Source organism: Cognatitamlana onchidii (assembly GCF_004804355.1).
Taxonomy (GTDB): Bacteria; Bacteroidota; Bacteroidia; order Flavobacteriales; family Flavobacteriaceae; genus Cognatitamlana; species Cognatitamlana onchidii.
Window position 1 is genome coordinate 60161 of record NZ_SRWZ01000006.1, and the last position, 21107, is coordinate 81267.

Here is a 21107-nt window from a genome sequence, read left to right on the forward strand (position 1 = left end):
AATTTCCTGTCTAAAATAAAAAGTTTAACTTTACAGCATGTAATTTCCCTCATAAATTTACTCTCATGAAAAAAACTACTTTCTTAATACTCTTACTTTTAACGTTTAGTTTTGGGTTTGGGCAGACCACTCTTAGTGCTGGTGAAGTGGCGGTAACTGGAATTAATTCAGAAACACAAACTCCTGCAGATACAACGGACGAATTCTCTTTTGTTTTGTTAACTGACATAGATAGTGGCACTGAAATTCATTTTACAGATTGTGGGTGGACCTCTGCTGGTGCTTTTAGAAATTTAAATGTTGGTACTGGCACCATAGGAGAAGGTGCTATTACTTGGACAGCTCCTAGCGATTTGGATTGTGGAACTGAAATCATTATAGAAGAGACCGGTACCAATACTTATACTGCATCCATTGGTACAGTTACCGTATTAGATCTTGGTTTTGACCTTAGAAGAAATGGAGATCAATTAATAGCATTTCAAGGTACTACGGTATCGCCTACATTTTTATTCGGCGTTCATTTTGCGGATGGGAATGGTTGGTCTACTGACGCTACTAATGTGAGAACAAGTGCCGTACCTGCTGGACTAACAGAAGGCACAAACGCGTTTGCAAGAAACAGAGATAATATCGTTTACAGATATAATGTTACTTCAAACGCATCTTCAATCTTGGCAGCTCTGGCCGACTCTGGTAATTGGCTTGGCAGTAATTCTGTCTTTCAAACCTTAGGACTACCTAGCGGTATTTCTTTTACCTGTGATGCTACTAGCACTCTTGGAGCAGGTGATGTTGCTATAACGGGAGTTAATTCAGACGACCCTGACGAATTCTCTTTTGTATTATTAACCGATATCGTTGCTGGTACCGAGATAAACTTTACAGATTGCGGGTGGCAAGCTGCTGGGAATTTTAGAAACTTTGGTTTTAGTAATGCCAATGGAAATACAATTGGTGAGGGTTTTGTAAAGTGGATTGCTCCTAGTGATTTAAGTTGTGGGGAAGAAATTATTATTGGCGAAACCTTTGCTGGCTCAAATATATATACAGCATCACTGGGAACAGCCGTTGAAATACAAGATGGCTTTGCACTTGGAGGTGCCGATCAAGTAATTGCTTTTCAAGGCACCATTGGATCCCCCACATTTTTATTTGGAACTCACTATGGTAATGATACTGGCTGGACTGAAGCTACAAGTGGTAGCACCAGTGCAGTACCTGCTGGTTTAGTAGATGGTGTTAATGCGGTTACTAGAAATAGAGATAATTTTGTTTATAAGTATAATATTACCGGAAATACATCTTTAATCTTAGGGGCTTTAGCTACCCCAGGAGAATTTATTGGAGATAATAACATACGGCAAACATTAGGACTACCAATTGGGGTTTCTTTTACTTGTGATGCATCAATTATAAGTGCTGGCGATATAGCCATAACAGGGGCTAATGCAGACGATCCTGATGAGTTTTCTTTTGTTTTATTGACGGATGTAACCTCTGGTACAGAGATTAATTTTACAGATTGCGGTTGGCAAGCAGCAGGTGGATTTCGAAATTTCACTTTTAGTAATGCCAACGGTAATACCATTGGCGAAGGATTTCTAACATGGACTGCTTCTAGTGATCTAAGCTGTGGCACAGAGATAATTATATTAGATACTGGAAGTGATACCTGGTCTGCCGATTCTGGAACTGTTGTAGAGTCTGAAACCGACTTTGCTCTAGGGGCTGGAGGTGATCAAATTATTGGTTTTCAAGGAACTACAGCCACTCCACAGTTTTTATTCGCAGTACACTTTGCAAATGGCAATGGTTGGACTGATGCCACTGGTACCAGCTCAAGTGCTGTTCCCGCCGGATTAACAGATGCAGTGAATGCCTTGGCTGTTAATTTTGACAATATTATTTATGATTACTCTGTAACCACAAATCAGTCTTTAATTTTGGCTGCAGTTGCTGATATTTCTAACTGGAATGGTAGTAATGGCTCTCGTCAAACATTAGGTATCCCAATAGGTTCTTTTTCATGTTCAGCTGCTGGTACTTGTGCGAGTAATGCGTTTTGGACTGGAACTTGGACGGTTATACCAGACTCAAGTACAGCTGTTTTTCTTTTAACATCTTATGATACCAGTGTAAATGGTAGTTTTAATTCTTGTAGCCTTGAGATTGATGCAGGGGCTGTTTTGACAGTCTCGGATAACACATTCGTTGTTGTAGAAAATGATGTTACCATAACTAGTGGTAATATAATTGTAGAAACTAGCGGTAATTTTGTTCAAAACGGTGTTGGTGCTTCAGCCGGTACTTTTACCGGAACAGCGACCCTAAATAAAACAACACCTTTAAAAGATGAGTGGTACTACTACACCTATTGGGGGTCTCCTGTAGTTGGTGAAACTATTGGTAACGTATTCCCTAATGTACTTTATGATTGGCGTTATAGTTTTAATGCCGCTAATTTTGTTGACACCGATGGCGATGACATTGATGATGATGGTAATGATTGGGAAATTGCAGGAGCCGGAGACACCATGACCCCAGGAGTAGGTTTTGCAGTTGCTGGAGAGCGATCAAGCTCAGGCGCTTACCCTAGAGCCGACAATATTTCGTTTACAGGAACCTTTAATACCGGTGATATTAGTGTCCCTATTACCTATGGGGCAGGGAATCCTAACATTAGATGGAACTTTATAGGAAACCCGTATCCTTCGGCTATTGACTTTGTGGCATTCCATTTAGCTAATTCGTCAGTTCTAGAAGGTGTGGCTTATTTTTGGTCGCAGGCATCTCCTCCTGATTCTGGAAACCCGGGGAATAATGCCGAAAACTTAAACCTTGATGATTACGCTGTATTTACTATTGGTACAGGAGGCACTGCTGGTGGTTCTGGTGTAGAACCAAATGGTTTTGTTGCTTCTGGTCAAGGGTTTTTCATTCCTGCTAGAACAAGCCTTACAAGTCCTTCTGGCCATTCCGCTACCTTTACCAATGCCATGCGCTCTGCAGATCCCTCTAACAATGGGCAGTTCTTTAAAGGAACAACCACTAAAACATCTGGCGCTAATGCTAGCAATCCTTTAGAAAATAAACTTTGGGTAAACTTAACATCTGATAATGGTGTGTTTAATCAAATATTAATAGGTTATGTTGAAAATGCTACTGATGCTTTTGATGGCATGTCTTATGATGCTCCCAAATTGTTAACCCCCGGCTATGCTGCTGCATTATATAGTAATATGGAAAATGATGACACCAAATATGTAATTCAAGGTAAATCATTAAACAGTATTAACGAAAATGAGGTTATTAAATTAGGATTAAGTACCACTATTGACATAGCAACCCTTTATTCCCTGTCTATTGACCACCTAGAAGGAGATTTTTTAAATAATACTAATGTTTATTTAAAGGACAACTTAAATGGTATTTCACATAATTTAAAGGACTCTAGCTATTCCTTCACTTCGGAAGTTGGTGAATTTAATGATCGTTTTGAAATAGTATTTAGTGAAAAAGCCTTATCTATTAATGACAAGCTTTCTCAGAATAATAGTCTTAGGATTATTGAACTAAATGACGGTTTTGTGCAATTTAAAACTTCCGAACAACTGCTAATAAAGAAAGTTTCTATCTACGATGTTTTAGGCAGACAACTGTATGACTTAAAAGGAAATTCAAGCTCTGAAATCTATAAACTTGAAAACCTAAGCAATGCTACTTACATTGTGAAAGTACAACTCTCTAATGGTAGTGTACTGACTAAAAAAATAGTACTTAAGTAATTAGGTTTTTAAACGCATCTCAAAAACCCAAAGGCAAAATTGCTTTTGGGTTTTTTATTTAAATTAAGATTCAAACCTGTATTTTACTAAACACCTGAATTTCGCTATTTTTGCCACTCATTACATCCCTAAGTCCATTTATTTCCTATGGTTAAGAGTGCTATATTATATGTTTTATTACTTCTAACATATTCATATGGTTACGGACAAACTATTTTAAACTCTGGAGAAATCGCCATTACTGGATTTAATTGTGATGATACTGGAGGACTTATAAATACAGAAAACGAGTTTACCTTTGTGCTATTAAGGGATATTGAAAGCGGAACAACCATCAGATTTACTGATAATGGTTGGCTTTCATCTGGAGGTTTTAGAGCTAATGAAGGTGTTATAACATGGCAAGCGAATTCTAATCTTCCTTGCGGCACCGAAGTCAATATAAGTACAGGCGTTGTTAACTTTTTCTTTTTCACATTCCCTTTCTATAACGCTTCAGCAGGTTCAATAGATTCATCTAATTTTGCCAATTTTGAATTATCAACTAACGGCGACCAAATATTAGCCTATCAAGGCACTTCCTTAGCGCCAAGTTTCCTTTATGCAATAAATTTTAACGGGACAAACTGGAGCGCAAACGCAGTTAACAATGCCACATCTGCTATACCAGCGGGGTTAATAAATAATACCGATGCTTTACACATTAATGAAATAGACAATGCAGAATATGACTGTACTGCAACATCTGGCATCTCCAATACATTATTAGGCATTACCAATGCTTCAAATTGGATAAGAAACAACAATGCTCGATTTTCTCCCTTAGGAGGCTGTTCATTTAGCTGTAATGGCTGCTCATCAGCTGTTATTTGGGACGGTTCTTGGAGTGGAACTCCAGATTTAACAACGGAAGTTCTTTTCAAAAGCGACTACAGTACGAGCTCTGGAAATGTTCAATGTTGCAGTGTTATTGTTAATACAGGAGCCACCTTAACAATTAATAACGGGTCATTCATTGAAATTGAAAACAATACGAGTATTAATGGGAATTTAATTGTAGAAACTAGCGGTAATTTTGTTCAAAACGGTGTTGGTGCTTCAGCCGGTACTTTTACAGGAACAGCGACCCTAAATAAAACAACGCCTTTAAAAGATGAATGGTATTACTATACCTATTGGGGGTCTCCTGTAGTTGGAGAAACTATTGGTAACGTATTCCCAAATGTACTCTTTGATTGGCGTTATAGTTTTAATGCCGCTAATTTTGTTGACACCGATGGCGACGACATTGATGATGACGGTAATGATTGGGAAATTGCAGGAGCCGGAGACACCATGACACCTGGAGTAGGTTTTGCAGTTGCTGGAGAGCGATCAAGTTCAGGCGCTTACCCTAGAGCCGACAATATTTCGTTTACAGGAACCTTTAATACCGGTGATATTAGTGTCCCTATTACCTATGGGGCAGGGAATCCTAACATTAGATGGAACTTTATAGGAAACCCGTATCCTTCGGCTATTGACTTTGTGGCATTCCATTTAGCTAATGCCTCTGTATTAGAGGGGGTAGCATACTTTTGGGATCAAGGCACCCCTCCCGCTTCTGGAAGTTTGAGCGGTGATGATTATGCCGTATTTACTGTTGGTACTGGAGGTGTAGGAGCCAGAGGAGATACTGGAGCTAAACCAAATGGTTTTGTTGCTTCTGGCCAAGGGTTTTTCATTCCTGCCAGAACAAGCCTTACAAGTCCTTCTGGTCATTCGGCTACATTTACCAATGCCATGCGCTCAGCAGATCCAACAAGTAACGGGCAATTCTTTAAAACATCTACTACAAAAACATTAAAGACTACCGCTATAAATCCTTTAGAAAACAAACTTTGGGTAAACTTAACATCTAACAATGGGGTGTTTAATCAAATATTAATAGGTTATGTTGAAAATGCTACTGACGCTTTTGATGGCATGTCCTATGACGCCCCTAAATTATTAACGTTTAATTATGCTACTGCATTTTATAGTAAGATAGACAATGATAATACCAAGTATGTTATTCAAGGTAAAAACATCAATAGTATTAATGAAGACGAGGTTATCAAATTAGGTCTAATTACCAATATTGAACAAGAGACTGTTTATAAATTTTCTATTGATAACATTGAAGGCGAGTTTTTAAGTAGTAACGCCATCTACCTTAAAGATAACTTATTAAGTATCATACATAATTTAAATGACTCTGATTATAGTTTTACCTCAGAAGTTGGTGAATTTAATGATCGTTTTGAAATAGTATTTAGTGAAAAAGCCTTATCTATTGATGACAAGCTTTCTCAGAATAATAGTCTTAGGATTATTGAACTAAATGACGGTTTTGTGCAATTTAAAACTTCCGAACAACTGCTAATAAAGAAAGTTTCTATCTACGATGTTTTAGGCAGACAACTATACAATTTAAAAGGAAATAAAAGTACTGAAACCTATATGCTATCGAACTTAAGCAATGCTACTTACATTGTGAAAGTACAACTCTCTAATGGTAGTGTACTGACTAAAAAAATAATTAAGAATTAGTTCGCACAATTTCTATATAAGAAGTAAAAGCTCTAAACTAAAATTGGTTTAGAGCTTTTTATTTATAGCTGATACCTTAAAGCCACAATTAGATTTCTTCCTGCAGCAGCTATTCCCGATGAGTAGGTCCTGTACCGCTGATTTGTAAAATTTTCTAAACTGGCCGAGACAACAGCAGCACTACTAATTTGATATTGAGTTCTAAAATTTAAGGTATACCAAGACGGACTATACGGCTGTCCGTTTTCGTCTTTTGCATAAATATAATCCTTTTCTAATTCTGAAGGTGCAAGCTGATTATTAGATAATTCTCCATTATAATTAGCAAATAAATCTACCTTTAACTTTTTATTGTCCCACACTAAATGAGTGTTTCCAAACTGTGGAGCGACATGTCTTACCGGCACCTCAACACCTCCCATAGTTTCAGTACCTCCAACAATACTGTATTGAGACGTTAATTTCAAAGATTCTGTTAGCACCAGTTTTAAACCTACCTCGAAACCATAAATCCAAGCTTTAGAAGCATTTTGAATGGCTTGTACGTTACTTAACTCCCCATCATATATAATGTCTGTCTCACCATTTAAACTATAATCTCTTCTCACTAAGGCATTATCTAGGTAAGTGTAATACGTTGCCAAATCTAAAATAAACCGCTCATCAAAATTTAATTTTAACCCCAATTCGCCACCATAGGCATACTCAGGCATTAATTGATCATTAGGCACTACTACAGATCCAGGTTCTGAGTCGAATACTTTGCCAATATCATCAATATTAGGTGCTCTAAAAGCAGACGATCCATTTAACCGCCATTGCATTAATGCGCTTGGAGACCAGCTTATTCCCGCAGTTCCAGTAAGGGCATCCGATTCGTTTTTGGAACTACTGAAGGGTAAATTTAAAAACACATTATTTTCTTGAAAATCTGCCTTGGAAACTACATAGTTATATCGTAAACCTGATTGAAAAACGAAGTTCGGGTTCGGTTTATATTTTATACTTGTATAAAGGGCAGCCGATTGCCAACTTGATCCATTTGGATACCTTGAAACCGTTTTTTCACTCGATAAATCTGAAACATTGACTTGTTTAGCCATGGATTTAACATGATTAAAAATATATTCAGCTCCATAAAACAATTTTGTTCTGGGGCTAATGGATTTCTCTAAGTCTAAATTAAAAGAAAACGCATCTACAGATTCTTCTCTAATAGTTCTATATATAGATTGATAATATCTGTCTTTTCGGCTTTCTTCAAAATTTTGATACGCCAGTGTTGTCTTTATTTTATCGTATAGGTTTGAACGGCTGCTTAATTTGGTAATATGCAAATTAGACATAAACCACTTTTGGGGCCCATAATTCCATTCGGCCGACCGTAAAACATCATCATTATAACGAATAAGTCGATCATACCTTGGAATATCCGAAGTTGTGGTATAATGCAATCCAAAATCAAAAGTCAAGCCACTAGTAGATTCGTACTTAATTTTCTGCATTATATTTAACTGATTATAACCTGTAAACCTCTGAATTCTTGGATTTGAGTTTGCCGTAATTAAATCTCCTTCATTTGTAACTTCAACATACTCCGGTCTTAAATATTCATTCTTACCATGCTTCCCCGTTTCCAAATCATCAAAATTAGAATAACTAACACTTGTTAGAAAACCCCATTTCTTAAATCCAAAATTAAAATCAAAATGACCTGTTTTTTCATGACTTGCAGAAGCATACCTTACTGCACCATTTGCTTGAAAAGCAATAGAGTCGGTATAAGACAAATGAGGCTTATAACTATAAAAACTCATAACGCCACCAATAGCATCGCTTCCATAAATTACAGAACCAGACCCTAATGTTATTTCTGTATCCTGAATAGTGAATGGATCGATAGAAATTACATTTTGTAAATTGCCTCCTCTAAAAATAGCATTGTTCATTCTTACACCATCTACTGTAATTAATAGCCTATTTGTCGCAAAGCCTCTAATCATTGGGCTTCCCCCTCCTAACTGGCTCTTTTGAACATAAACCAACCCCGTGTTTTCTAATAAGTCTGCACTAGTAGCGGGGTTGTTGAATGCTATCTGATCTGAATCAATACTTACTATTTTTTGTGGAATATCTTTTTTGCTTTGCTCAAACTTTGAAGCTGAAATAACAATTTCTTTTAACCCTTGCGTATTTGAAACTAAAAAGACCTTATTAGCTTGAAGAAGCTCGTTTTTTTTAATCCTCTTCAAGATATGTGACAAATGCTTGAAATATATTATCTCATCGTTAGAAAAAACACTCAAATCTGCCTCGCCTCGAAAATTGGAAATAACACTCTTAGCTTTTCCTTGATTATAAATAGCGACACCATAAATAGGCTCATTGGTGACACTATTGAGCACCTTTACGGTTTGAGCAGATAACGACAATGAAGTTAATGCTAAAAAGAAAAAAAAATAAGAGTGCAATTTCATGCGCTTAGCTAAAAACCTGATTAAATACCTGTAAAGACTTTGGGAGCTTAAAACTTCCCAAATGTAATTCAAAATAAAGCAATATCATACTTAAAAAAGATTGTCTTTGTTTTGACTTGAGTTTAATATTTGAGAGTGCATCAAATGTTGTGCCCAACAGCTGTTTTAATACTAAAAGATTCTCTCCAGATAAATAATATTTACTAGTTGGTTTAAGCTCAAACTTTCCTTCTTCTAAATTAAAAATAGGATAGCCATCATTTTTCTCATCCGGATAAAAACCAAGGTATCTTGTGAGTTTCAGTAAAAACAACAAATGAAAATTAGAGAAGTTGTCTTGTGTATCAAGCCATAAAAAGGTATTTTCTATAAAACTATAAAGAATCTCATTTTTTTCTTCTTCTTGTAAAACACTTGATAAGATTTCCGATAAGAAAAGAACAATAGAGCCTTTTAAAATATTGGCGTGTAAACTTTCATAAATTGAAAACACCTTAACCTCTTTGATTGTTTGTAAGGATTTATTGGGCTTGTAATTAACAATTATATTTAATTGAGTTAGCGGTTGGAAATACCCTATTTTAACAGAGCTTTTTCTGCTTTTTAAAACACCTCTCAATAAAAAGCTGAGAACCCCTCTTTCTTCCGTGTAACATTTCACAATTAAATCATGATCCCTATACCTTATTTTAGATAATACAATGGCTTTTGTTGATACTTGCATTACCTAACAACCATTAATTTAATAATCTTTGTTTCGAAAGTATCTAAATCTGAAAGCATAACTAAATAGACCCCAGAAGCCACAACATTATTGGCTAAATTCTTCCCATTCCAATAGGCTGTTCCTCCATCAATTTCAAGGTTATATCCACCGTAACGTTGATTAGTTTTAGATTGTGCCTCAGCCACTAAATTACCCTCTATATCGGTAATTTTAATATTTACATTCTCTGAAATATCTTTTATTTTAACCTTCTTATCTACAATGTTAAACCCTGGCCTTACAGGATTCGGGTATGCAAATGCTCTATCTAAAGTTTCATTTGGACTTGAACTTCCCGATTTAAAAGACACCAAACCTCTATCTGTTGCGATATAAACAATACCATTAACACCATCAATAGATAAATCTCTAATACTATTTGATGGTAAAGGTGAATTATCTCGAGTAAAATGAAAAATAGTATTTTGCCCATCGGGCGAAAAATAGAACAGTCCAGAATCTGAAGTTCCAATCCACTTATTGTTTGCACCATCTACCTTGATATCGGTTATATTTTGCTGAAATAGTAACTCTTTAGCGATTCCATCTTCTTCTATAATAATTTGATCAAGCCTAACCGCCTCATTTGAAAAAAAGCTAGACGTGTTATACAATACTCTTAATCCTCTAAAGGTTCCTACCCATAATTGGTTTCTATTATCAATAGCTACGGCTGTAGCCAATTCTGTTGGCATATTCTCTGCTTCTGTATCAACTTTTCTAATCTGCGGATTACCGCCATTTTCGTTGAACCCAATTAACCCATTTCTATAACTTGCCACCCATTTCGTTCCGTCATTACCAATGGCCAAATCTCCAAATCCTAACTCATCTGAAAACCCATCAGAAATGATATCTGTGAAACTATAAGACCGCCAGCTCTCATTTGAGGGATCATACGATTTTAAAGGTCTATCAATCCTACTCGTAATGGTCCACAACAACCCGTCATCATCAAACTTTGAGGCTCCAACTCTTAAATCCTTGTAATTAGGGTCTTCTGGTAATACTAAAGATTCAAGTCCACTATTAGACTCATCATAAAGAATAACTGGTAAATCCTCATTAATTTCTAATAGTCCACTAAAAAAAGAACTTATAAAAACTTGTGAAACTTTGAATGGGTTTACGGCAATAGCGTTTAGACACTTAGCTTCCAAAACATTTTCGTATCGATTGTTGACCCATTCATCATTCACTAAATGACTAATCCCTCGTTGATTTAGAGGATATGGATCAAAAAACAAATCATACTCACCAAACGTTACCCAAACCCCATTAGCCTGAGCTTGAACTGAAAAAGGGACATTTAATAAAGGTCCCTCCGGATGGACTTCTTGGAATTCCATAGAATTAGACAAATTTGTTTTTAATACCCCAAACAAATCTGTTCCAATAAACAAAGCATCATTGTTCGCAACATTGGCTGTGTTATATGGTGTTTCAAACTCAGAACTACTACCTATTACAGATACTATACCAAAACCTGAATCGTAGACATAAACTTCATTATCTGTTGTTACTACCAGGTTTTGATTGGATGACTTTATACTTACGGGCTTACTTGGGTAGGTAAACAAAGCATTCAAACTATTATTAATAACTTGATAAATCTTGCTATCGTCGTTTATGGCATACAACCTGTCTGCGTTTACTTCAATACCATTCCAATTCCCGCCGCCTAAAGTTTCCCAAGCTTGAAAATCAATAAGGTCTGGTCGCGAAATATCGGCCTTTTTTATGCCATTACTATTTCTGGTAGACGCATAAATGAATCCCTCAAAAACAGCGCTCTGTGTAACAGGTATTTGAGAACCTCCAGCCCCAATAAAATAGGTGTCTCCAAACTCTAAGCGTTCTAAATCTAAAACCGTTAGTCCGAAGTTTGTGGAGACATAAACATTATTCTGGTAGGCATTAAAATGATTAATACGTTTGTTATTAGGGTCTATTGTGGGCTTATCCAAAATATTTACAAACGATACAATTCGCTCTTCGTTATCGAATACTATTTCTATTAATCCATTTTCATACCCAACAACCAATAGTTCATAAACCTCACTGTAATAAATTGCAGAAATAGACTCTCCAGAAAGGCCATCAATAGTGCTTCTCTCCTGTAATTCATTCGTCTGAAGATCTAAAATAAAAATAGCATTATCTGCAGCAGCATATACCTTATTGTTTCCAAGACTAATGTCTTTAATCTCATTATAGGAAAAATGGCCTTCCCATTCATTCGAAAAGTTTTGAGAAAACTGCATCAATGGTATGAAATAAAGCAATAAGGTAATAAGTCTTTTGAGCATACTCTTTTTTTGAAATTCAAATATATTTATAACTAACGAATTATGCCTCAAAATCATATATGTATAGCCAATTAATCATCTGGTCTTTACTATTTCTGACAATTAAAGCCGTATTTTAAAAAAAAATCATCACTATGCGCAAATATATTTTGGCATGTATGGGCATGCTTTTAGTAAATGTAAGTTTTAGTCAAGACATAACAGTCAATGAGTTGCTGGAAAAGGTCATTAACTATCATGACCCTCATAATAATTGGAATACATTTAATGGTGAGCTCAACATTGTTATGACAACTCCAAAAAATATAGATAGACACAGTAAAGTTAGCATCAATTTACCTCAAGAACATTTCAATTTGATTACAGAGCAAGATTCAATTAAAACAACCTATACAATTACTAAAAACCATTGTATCATCTCTCAAAAAGACTCGCTAAGAATTGCGAATCAGAAAGAAAAACCTAAAAGGTCTCATTGTGATATGGCAGAACTTTTTAAAAATTACTACACTTACTTATATGGCTTGCCAATGAAATTAAAGGATCCGGGCACCATTATAGACACAGCTGTTGAAACCAAAACCTTTAAAGCTAAAACGTATTTAGTTCTCAAAGCATGGTATGAAGAAAGTGTTGGCAGTGATGTTTGGTATTTTTACTTTGACCCAACAACCTACGCCATGGAGGTTTATCAATTCTTTAGAACGGACAACAAAGGTCAAATTAAGCCTGATAGCGGCGAATATATTTTATTATCTGAAACTGTCTTATTAAATGGTATTAAAATGCCTAAAGTAAGAGCTTGGTACTACAATAAAGACGACCAGTATTTAGGAACAGACGTTTTGAATCCATAAAAAAGCATCTCAAATTGAGATGCTTTTCTAAAAATTTGGGGTTCCCCCTTTCGAGGGAACTCACCCAGTAACTATTTCTTTATGATCCACACATTAAGCAATCGTCACCTTCAGATGCTTTTGCTTGTGCAATAAGTGCTTTCATTTCTTCTGGGCTCATAGGCTCTACTTCTGCCTCATTCTGTTTTGCAAATTTAGCCGCATTCTGAGCCGCTAGTTTTTTCTTTTTAGACTCCTCCTGTTGCGAAACTACATTATCTACCTCGACAACTTCTGCAACTGGCTCTTCTTTTTTAGAGGTTTGCAACGTAAACTTAATAGCATCAACAGCACTCTTAGTTCTTAAATAATACATACCCGTTTTTAAGCCGCTTTTCCAAGCATAGAAATGCATAGATGTAAGCTTAGCCATAGTAGCACCTTCCATAAACAAGTTTAAGGATTGTGACTGGTCAATAAAATAACCACGCTGACGAGACATATCAATAATATCTTTCATGCTCAATTCCCAAACTGTTTTGTACAAATCTTTGATCTCCTGAGGAATTATGTCTATATGTTGAATAGAACCGTTAGCTCGCATAATATCTTGCTTTAAACTCTCATTCCAAAGTCCTAACTCTACTAAATCTTCTAGCAAGTGCTTATTTACTACAATAAACTCACCAGATAATACACGACGTGTGTAAATATTGGATGTATATGGTTCAAAACACTCATTGTTTCCTAAAATCTGGGATGTTGAAGCTGTAGGCATTGGGGCAACTAACAACGAGTTACGAACACCATTTTTAAGCACTTGTTTACGCAGTTTTTCCCAGTCCCAATTGCCACTTAATTCATCATCTTTAATATTCCAAAGATTATGTTGGAAGTCTCCTTTGCTTATTGGAGAACCTTCATACGTTTGATATGGCCCATCTTTTTTAGCCTCTTCCATACTTGCTGTTACCGCAGCATAATATAAGGTTTCAAAAATATCTTGGTTCAATTTTTTAGCCTCATCACTAGTAAAAGGCATACGCAACTGAATGAAAGTATCTGCCAACCCTTGCACCCCTAACCCAATTGGTCTGTGGCGCATATTTGAGTTTTCAGCTTCTGGAACAGGGTAGTAATTTCTATCGATTACTCTATTCAAGTTTTTTGTTACTCGTTTTGTAATTCTGAATAATTCCTTATGATCAAATTGACCATTTTTAACAAACATAGGTAAGGCAATTGATGCCAAATTACAAACAGCCACTTCATCTGGTGACGTATATTCTAGAATCTCTGTACAAAGGTTTGAGGAACGAATTGTTCCTAAGTTTTGTTGATTTGATTTTCTATTGGCAGCATCCTTATACAACATATAAGGTGTTCCTGTTTCTATTTGAGATTCTAAAATTTTCTCCCAAAGCTCGCGAGCCTTTATCGTTTTTCGACCGCGTCCTTCAGCTTCGTATTTAGTATATAATGCTTCAAATTCTTCGCTATGCGTTTCTGGCAACCCTGGGCATTCATTAGGACACATAAGCGTCCAATCGCCATTTTCCTGAACACGTTTCATAAATAAATCTGAAATCCACATGGCATAGAATAAGTCACGTGCTCGCATTTCTTCTTTTCCGTGGTTTTTCTTTAAATCCAAGAAATCAAAAATATCGGCATGCCATGTTTCTAAATAGATCGCAAAGCTTCCCTTTCGTTTTCCTCCACCTTGATCTACATAACGCGCCGTATCATTAAAAACACGTAACATAGGTACAATACCATTACTAGTTCCATTAGTTCCAGCAATATAACTACCAGTCGCTCTTACATTATGCATTGCCAATCCTATACCTCCGGCTGACTGAGAAATTTTAGCAGTTTGCTTTAATGTATCATAAATACCATCAATACTATCTTCCTTCATAGTAAGTAAAAAGCACGAAGACATTTGTGGTTTAGGTGTTCCTGAGTTAAATAAAGTGGGTGTAGCGTGTGTAAAATATTTTTTAGACATCAACTCATAAGTTTCAATAGCTGCATCGAGATCATCTAAATGAATTCCTATTGAAACACGCATAAGCATATGCTGTGGTCGTTCAGCAATCTTTCCATTTAATTTTAGAAGGTATGAGCGTTCTAATGTTTTAAATCCGAAAAAATCATATCCAAAATCACGGTTATAAATAATTGTTGAATCTAAACGGTCTTTGTTATCCATGATAACCTTATAAACCTCATCTGAAAGCAATGGTGCTTTTTTGCCTGTTCTTGGATTTACATATTTATGTAAATCTTCCATTACATCGCTAAAAGTCTTTTTGGTATTTTTATGTAGGTTAGAAACAGAAATACGTGCCGCTAAACGTGCATAATCAGGATGCGCCGTAGTCATGGTAGCTGCAACCTCTGCAGCAAGATTATCAAGTTCACTTGTAGTTACACCATCATAGAGTCCTTCTATAACACGCATAGCTACTTTTAAAGGATCTACTAATTCGTTTAATCCGTAACACAATTTTCTTACTCTGGCAGTAATTTTATCGAACATAACTTGCTCTTTTCTGCCGTTTCTTTTTACTACATACATATTTTACACTTTTTTAAACTTTTCTGATACACCTTCAGAAAACGGGTTGGTTAGTCATTCTAAATTTGGCACATAAGTGTTTTGCCTAATTCAGTTGGTTTAATTAATTCAATAAATGTTACTCTGTTGGCTTTCCACAAGGTGGAAAAATCATTCTAGTTATTTTTTCAGCACAGATTTGTTCTGAAAAAATGAGGTCAACTAGAAATCGGCGTCAAAACTAAATTTATCTTTCTCTTCCTCTTTGTTAAGAACCCCTGCTTTTTGGTATTCAGATACACGCTTTTCAAAGAAATTAGTTTTTCCTTGTAAAGAAATCATATCCATAAAATCAAAAGGATTTGCTGTATTGTATTCTTTCTCACAGCCCAATTCACTTAACAATCTATCTGTTACAAACTCTAAATATTGTGCCATTAAAACAGCATTCATGCCAATTAAGCTAGCTGGCAATGATTCTGTTATAAACTCACGTTCTATATCTAAGGCATCAATTAAAATCTCTCTAATACGAGACTTTGGCACTTTGTTTACTAAATGTTTATTATGTAAGTGTACTGCAAAATCGGCATGCACACCTTCATCACGAGATATTAACTCATTTGAAAAGGTCAATCCTGGCATTAAGCCTCTTTTTTTCAGCCAAAAGATTGAGCAAAAAGCACCAGAAAAGAAAATCCCTTCTACAGCCGCAAAAGCAATTAAACGCTCTGCAAAACTAGGAGACTCAATCCATTTCAAAGCCCAATCCGCTTTTTTCTTAATAGCAGGAAAGTTCTCTATAGCATTAAAAAGCAAGTCTTTTTCCTTTTCATCCTTAACATATGTGTCTATTAAAAGCGAATAGGTTTCACTATGAATGTTTTCCATCATTATTTGAAACCCATAGAAGAATTTCGCCTCACTATATTGTACTTCGTTAACAAAATTCTCCGCTAAATTCTCGTTTACAATACCATCACTTGCAGCAAAAAACGCTAAAATATGCTTAATAAAATAACGCTCATCATCATTTAGTTTTGTCGTCCAATCTGTTAAATCTTGATGTAAATCAATTTCTTCAGCAGTCCAAAAACTAGCCTCCGATTTTTTATACCATTCCCATATATCATGATGTTGAATAGGAAAAATTACAAAACGATCTTTGTTTTCTTGAAGAATGGGTTCTACTGCTTGAGACATTGTTTATTGGTTCTTTGAAAAATTAAACTAAAAATTTATTTGATTTCAGGTTAACAAAGATTATAAAATGATTGCTATTTTTTAAAAAAAAGTATGAAAGCTTTTCAACAAGTTTTTAACAAACAATAAATACCCTTGACGCCGAGAAGTTTACAGAAAAAAACACTTAACGATCTGTTTTTCAGATAATTAAATATTTTAAAACTTAAAAAAGTTTACAAAAAAAATAAAAGATTTAAACACGAAAAGCCTTTGTTTACAAGGCTTTTTAAAGGTTTTTTTAAACTTAAATTTAGGCTAAAAAGTTTTTGCAACCTTTTCCAACTCGGCGTACCAATCTTCACCAAATTTTCTAATGAGAGCTTCTTTTACAAACTTATAAATGGGAACCTGTAGTTCTTTTCCCAAAACACAAGCATCATCACAAATTTGCCATTTATGATAGTTAACTGCACTAAACTCAGAATAATCCTGAACTCTAACCGGGTACAAGTGACACGATACTGGCTTTTTCCAAGACACCTCGCCTTGATTATACGCTTCCTCTATAGCGCAAAGCGCCACGTTGTTATCATCAAAAATCACATAGGCACAGTCAGCACCATTTATAAGTGGTGTTTCAAGCTCCCCTTCCTCCGTGCGAATGTAAACCCCTTGTTTTTCGATAGCATCAACACCTTCTTTTCGTAAAAAAGGCTTCACATTAGGATAAATAGCTTCTAGAATATTTGCTTCTTCTGCCTCGAGAGGTGCTCCGGCATCACCATCAATGCAGCAAGCACCTTTACATGCACTTAAATTGCATACAAAATCTTTTTCTATAATATCTTCTGAAACTATGGTTTTACCTAACTGGAACATAAAAACGTCGTTAAAAGCGCTCACAAAAATAGACAAACTTTGACTTTATTTTTTAAGATTGTTTAGCAATATTGACATACTTTTGCGAAAACCTTAAAAATCAAAGTCATGCAACTAAATTTCAAAGAAATATTTACAGCATTTATGGTGTTGTTTGCCGTAATAGACATTGTTGGCAATATCCCTATTGTTATAGATTTAAGAAAAAAAGCAGGACATATTCAAAGTGAAAAAGCGTCCATAATTGCAGGCGTTATTTTAATCGTATTTTTGTTTTTAGGGAATAGCATTTTAAAACTTATTGGTATTGATGTGAACTCTTTTGCTGTAGCAGGTGCTTTCATTTTATTTTTTATCGCCCTAGAGATGATTCTTGGGATTACTTTATACAAACAGGACGAAAATGCCTCGCTAACTACAGCTGTTTTCCCTTTAGCTTTTCCGTTAATTGCAGGCCCTGGTAGTTTAACAACTTTATTATCCTTACGAGCTGAGTTTAATACTGAAAACATTATTGTAGCTGTAGTACTAAACGTTATTATTATTTATATTGTTCTTAAAACATCTGCAAGAATTGAGCGCTTTTTGGGCGCCAATGGCATAAACATCATTCGTAAGGTGTTTGGAGTTATTTTATTAGCTATAGCCGTTAAGTTATTCGCTCACAATATAAAAGCATTGTTCGATATTGCTTAAATTTGCAAAAAACTTATTTGAATGAAATATTTCATTTACACCATTATTGCTTTGTCCGTTGGCTTGGGCGCTTTTAATATGACGAAAATTGATTTTACCAATCCGTTTGAAGGAGAGAGTATTATTGCCCTAATTACCATTTTAGCTTCGCTATGTGCTATTATTTTAATGCTAATTCTTTTAGTGTCAAGACGAATAGAGCAAAAAGTAAAAGAGCACAAATAATGTTTGATGCCTTAATAATTGGTGGTGGTGCCGCTGGCATGTCTTGTGCGTTAGTTTTAGGATCAGCCAAGAATAAGGTCTTTGCTAAAGATAAAGCCATAGGTATTATTGCGCACCAAAAAACATCGCACCTACAAACCGCTTTATTCAATAACGTATTAGGATTAGCACCTGGAACAACGGGCGCCTCAATTTTAGAAAGCGGCAAAGCGCAACTCAAAGAGCTATATCCACATGTTGAACAAATAGCAAAAGAAAAGGTTCTTGAAATACGTCATACAAACAACCTTTATTCTGTTAGAACCAACAAAAACAGCTATCACTCTAAAATCGTGGTAATCACCGTTGGGTATACTAATTTAATACATATTAAAGGCATTGAAGACTTTATTGAGCCACATCCTAGGGCTGCTATTGAAAAAGATAGGGTTTGGCTAAAAAATACCGACCACTTGATTAAAGAAAACCTTTATGTTGCAGGAACATTGGCTGGTTGGAGAAGTCAGTTCGCCATAGCTTCTGGCAGTGGTGCGCAAGTAGCCACCGACATACTAACACTATGGAATAATGGGAAGCACACGAAAGTGCATGATAAAATCGTCTAGTCTATTTCAGCACTCAACTTAATAACCTCATCAATCATAATATCACGCTGATTATATACTTCTTCAAAAGCCCCGGCACCATACAGCTGATCTGCTAAAGTTGCTTTAATATATTGCTTAACTTCATCATGATAAGCTACAAAGGTTACTTTGGAGTCGGACCGCAAGTTTAAATAATCTTGAAAGGCATAAACTAAATCTTCCCCTATCTCAAAATCACTGATAAAATCTTCTCTAGAAATACCATCATAAGCATGTCTGTCTTTTTCCAACTCTTCAAATACAAAGTTTCCAAAATAACCTCTGCGTTGCAAGAAAGACAAGGTTTCGTTTTGCATACTACTGTCTAGAGGCACAAAAACATCTGGTATAATACCTCCCCCACCATAAACAGTCTTACCTCCTGGCGTTGTAAACTTTAAAGAATCATCAACTTTTATTTTTTCTGGATCCAACAGTTCACCACTTTCCAATCTGTCGAAAACCTCATCATAGTAATCATTATTCCCGTTATTATATGGCCGTTGTATAGAACGCCCTGTAGGTGTATAATATCTGGATACGGTTAATCGCACCGCACTACCATCACCTAGATCCATTTCGCGCTGCACCAAGCCTTTTCCATACGAGCGTCTACCAACAATAGTTCCTTTATCGTTATCTTGCAAAGCTCCAGCAACAATTTCGCTAGCAGAGGCTGAGTTCTCATCAATTAAAACATACACCTTGGCGTCCTCAAAATCGCCTCTTCTGGTTGCGAAGCTCTCTTCAACATCGCCACGTTTGTTTTTTGTAAATAAAATTAACTTATCATCTTCTAAAAATTCATCGACTATCTGTTCGGCTATGCCTAGAAAACCTCCTGGATTATTTCTTAAATCCATAACAATCTCTTGAGCCCCCAAGTCCTCTAATTTATCAAGTCCTTTTTTAAATTCTTTAAACGTAGATTCCGCAAATCGATTAATTTTAATGTACCCGAGTTTATCTGTAAGCATGTATGCAGCATCAACACTTTTTATTGGGATTTTACCACGCTTTACTGAAAAATCAAGGAGCTCTGGCTCTCCCCGGCGGTAAACTTTTAACTTAACCTTTGAGTTTATAGGCCCCTTTAATTTCTTAACTAGTTCGCCGTCATTTAAATTATCTCCATAAAGAGAATCCCCATCTGCCATAATAATTCTATCGCCACCTCTAATACCAGCCTTTTCACTAGGGCCATTTTCAATAGCTCTTATAACCGCAATGGTATCTTTATAGGTGTAAAAACTAACCCCTATACCTACAAAATCACCTTTCATTTCCTCAGCAACACGCTCCATGTCTTCTTTTGGAATATATACCGAATGCGGATCCAGATTATCTAAAATACCATTTACTGTAACGTCAACAATACTATCCGTATTAATTTCATCAACATAGTCATATTCAATATAATCTATAAGTCTGTTTAGTTTGTCTTTCTTACTATTTGTTGAAAACAGTCTATCGGGAGAATCTGTAAAACTAAGTTTCCCTCCAATAAGAATGCCTATGGCTATAGCAACACCAAAAACCAAGGGTAAATATTTTTTTTGAAAAGACATTATGCTTTTAAATCTTCAATTTGTTCGAGTTCTATTCCAGCTTTTTCTAAAAACTTCAAGCCAGAATTATCCTTATACGCTTCATGATAAACCACTTTTACAATCCCTGCTTGATGTATTAGTTTGCTACACTCTTTGCATGGCGACATGGTTATATACAAGGTGGCTCCCTTACAAGATTGTGTAGACGATGCTACCTTTAAAATGGCATTTGCCTCGGCATGTAAAACATACCACTTGGTATAACCTTCTTCATCTTCGCAAAAATTCTCAAACCCGGAAGGTGTTCCATTATAACCATCAGAAATAATCATTCTATCCTTAACAATAATCGCTCCTACCTGTCTACGGTTACAATATGATAACTTACCCCATTCTTGAGCAATTCTTAAATAAGCCTTATCATACTTACGCTGTTTATTTTCTAACATGTTTTAAATAATTACGGCGTTCCCCTCCTTGAAAATTAAAAACTATATTAAAAACTCTAACTATCGGGGCAGGCTTTACGCGACAATCTTTTGCCAAAAAAAGCAAAAGGATTTCTACTGCAATCCTTAACGCGAAACAATATAACGAATATAATCGCTTCGTGTTTTAAACACAATGTTAATGACG

Annotated in this window: 14 protein-coding genes; 6 read left to right on the forward strand and 8 right to left on the reverse strand. The window is 35.7% G+C overall.

Annotated elements, in window-relative coordinates; all coding sequences use genetic code 11:
- The first annotated feature begins 65 nt into the window (after window positions 1–65).
- A complete protein-coding gene (locus E5D58_RS11835; protein ID WP_136482083.1) occupies window positions 66–3788 on the forward strand; it encodes a T9SS sorting signal type C domain-containing protein in 3723 nt (1240 codons plus the stop codon).
- A 147-nt stretch (window positions 3789–3935) separates the two neighbouring features.
- Window positions 3936–6359 (forward strand): T9SS sorting signal type C domain-containing protein, encoded by a 2424-nt coding sequence (locus tag E5D58_RS11840; protein WP_136482084.1) that lies wholly within the window; start codon window positions 3936–3938, stop codon window positions 6357–6359.
- Between the two features lie 62 nt (window positions 6360–6421).
- Here E5D58_RS11840 and E5D58_RS11845 read toward each other — a convergent pair whose 3' ends face one another.
- From E5D58_RS11845 to porZ, 3 genes are read right to left on the reverse strand one after another with little or no spacing between them, the layout of a single operon-like run.
- Window positions 6422–8836 (reverse strand): TonB-dependent receptor plug domain-containing protein, encoded by a 2415-nt coding sequence (locus tag E5D58_RS11845; RefSeq protein ID WP_136482085.1) that lies wholly within the window; start codon window positions 8834–8836, stop codon window positions 6422–6424.
- Window positions 8837–8840: 4 nt separating this feature from the next.
- The gene (gene recO, locus E5D58_RS11850) at window positions 8841–9560 is read right to left on the reverse strand and encodes a DNA repair protein RecO (RefSeq protein WP_136482086.1); all 720 of its coding nucleotides are present in this window, start codon (window positions 9558–9560) and stop codon (window positions 8841–8843) included.
- Window positions 9560–11911 (reverse strand): type IX secretion system anionic LPS delivery protein PorZ, encoded by a 2352-nt coding sequence (porZ, locus tag E5D58_RS11855; RefSeq protein WP_136482087.1) that lies wholly within the window; start codon window positions 11909–11911, stop codon window positions 9560–9562. Before porZ ends, recO begins: the two co-directional genes overlap by 1 nt.
- A 134-nt stretch (window positions 11912–12045) precedes the next feature.
- Between porZ and E5D58_RS11860 the strand changes: the two genes are divergently transcribed.
- On the forward strand, window positions 12046–12768 hold the full coding sequence (locus E5D58_RS11860; RefSeq protein ID WP_136482088.1) for a DUF6503 family protein: 723 nt from the start codon (window positions 12046–12048) through the stop codon (window positions 12766–12768).
- A gap of 79 nt (window positions 12769–12847) precedes the next feature.
- On the opposite strand, the gene E5D58_RS11865 is transcribed toward E5D58_RS11860, so the two are convergent.
- From E5D58_RS11865 to E5D58_RS11875, 3 genes are all read right to left on the reverse strand, one after another.
- Window positions 12848–15331, reverse strand: coding sequence for a ribonucleoside-diphosphate reductase subunit alpha (locus E5D58_RS11865; RefSeq protein ID WP_136482089.1), 2484 nt, complete (start codon window positions 15329–15331; stop codon window positions 12848–12850).
- Window positions 15332–15532: 201 nt separating this feature from the next.
- Window positions 15533–16513: a ribonucleotide-diphosphate reductase subunit beta gene (locus E5D58_RS11870; RefSeq protein ID WP_136482090.1), complete on the reverse strand. Its 981-nt coding sequence runs from the start codon at window positions 16511–16513 to the stop codon at window positions 15533–15535.
- A 297-nt stretch (window positions 16514–16810) separates the two neighbouring features.
- Entirely contained in the window at window positions 16811–17374 is a 564-nt protein-coding gene (locus E5D58_RS11875; RefSeq protein WP_136482091.1) for a DUF3109 family protein, read from the reverse strand.
- Between the two features lie 108 nt (window positions 17375–17482).
- On the opposite strand from E5D58_RS11875, the gene E5D58_RS11880 reads away from it, so the two are divergent.
- Genes E5D58_RS11880 through E5D58_RS11890 form a run of 3 tightly spaced genes read left to right on the forward strand, consistent with a single transcriptional unit; the run spans window position 17483 to window position 18900 of the window.
- Window positions 17483–18070: a MarC family protein gene (locus E5D58_RS11880; RefSeq protein ID WP_136482092.1), complete on the forward strand. Its 588-nt coding sequence runs from the start codon at window positions 17483–17485 to the stop codon at window positions 18068–18070.
- Window positions 18071–18091: 21 nt separating this feature from the next.
- On the forward strand, window positions 18092–18295 hold the full coding sequence (locus E5D58_RS11885) for a hypothetical protein (protein WP_136482093.1): 204 nt from the start codon (window positions 18092–18094) through the stop codon (window positions 18293–18295).
- Complete coding sequence (locus E5D58_RS11890; protein ID WP_136482094.1) at window positions 18295–18900, forward strand: FAD-dependent oxidoreductase; 606 nt, start codon at window positions 18295–18297, stop codon at window positions 18898–18900. Before E5D58_RS11885 ends, E5D58_RS11890 begins: the two co-directional genes overlap by 1 nt.
- Here E5D58_RS11890 and E5D58_RS11895 read toward each other — a convergent pair.
- Window positions 18897–20489, reverse strand: coding sequence for a S41 family peptidase (locus E5D58_RS11895; RefSeq protein WP_136482095.1), 1593 nt, complete (start codon window positions 20487–20489; stop codon window positions 18897–18899). The genes E5D58_RS11890 and E5D58_RS11895 overlap by 4 nt on opposite strands.
- On the reverse strand, window positions 20489–20920 hold the full coding sequence (locus tag E5D58_RS11900; RefSeq protein WP_136482096.1) for a deoxycytidylate deaminase: 432 nt from the start codon (window positions 20918–20920) through the stop codon (window positions 20489–20491). Before E5D58_RS11900 ends, E5D58_RS11895 begins: the two co-directional genes overlap by 1 nt.
- Between the last annotated feature and the right edge of the window lie 187 nt (window positions 20921–21107).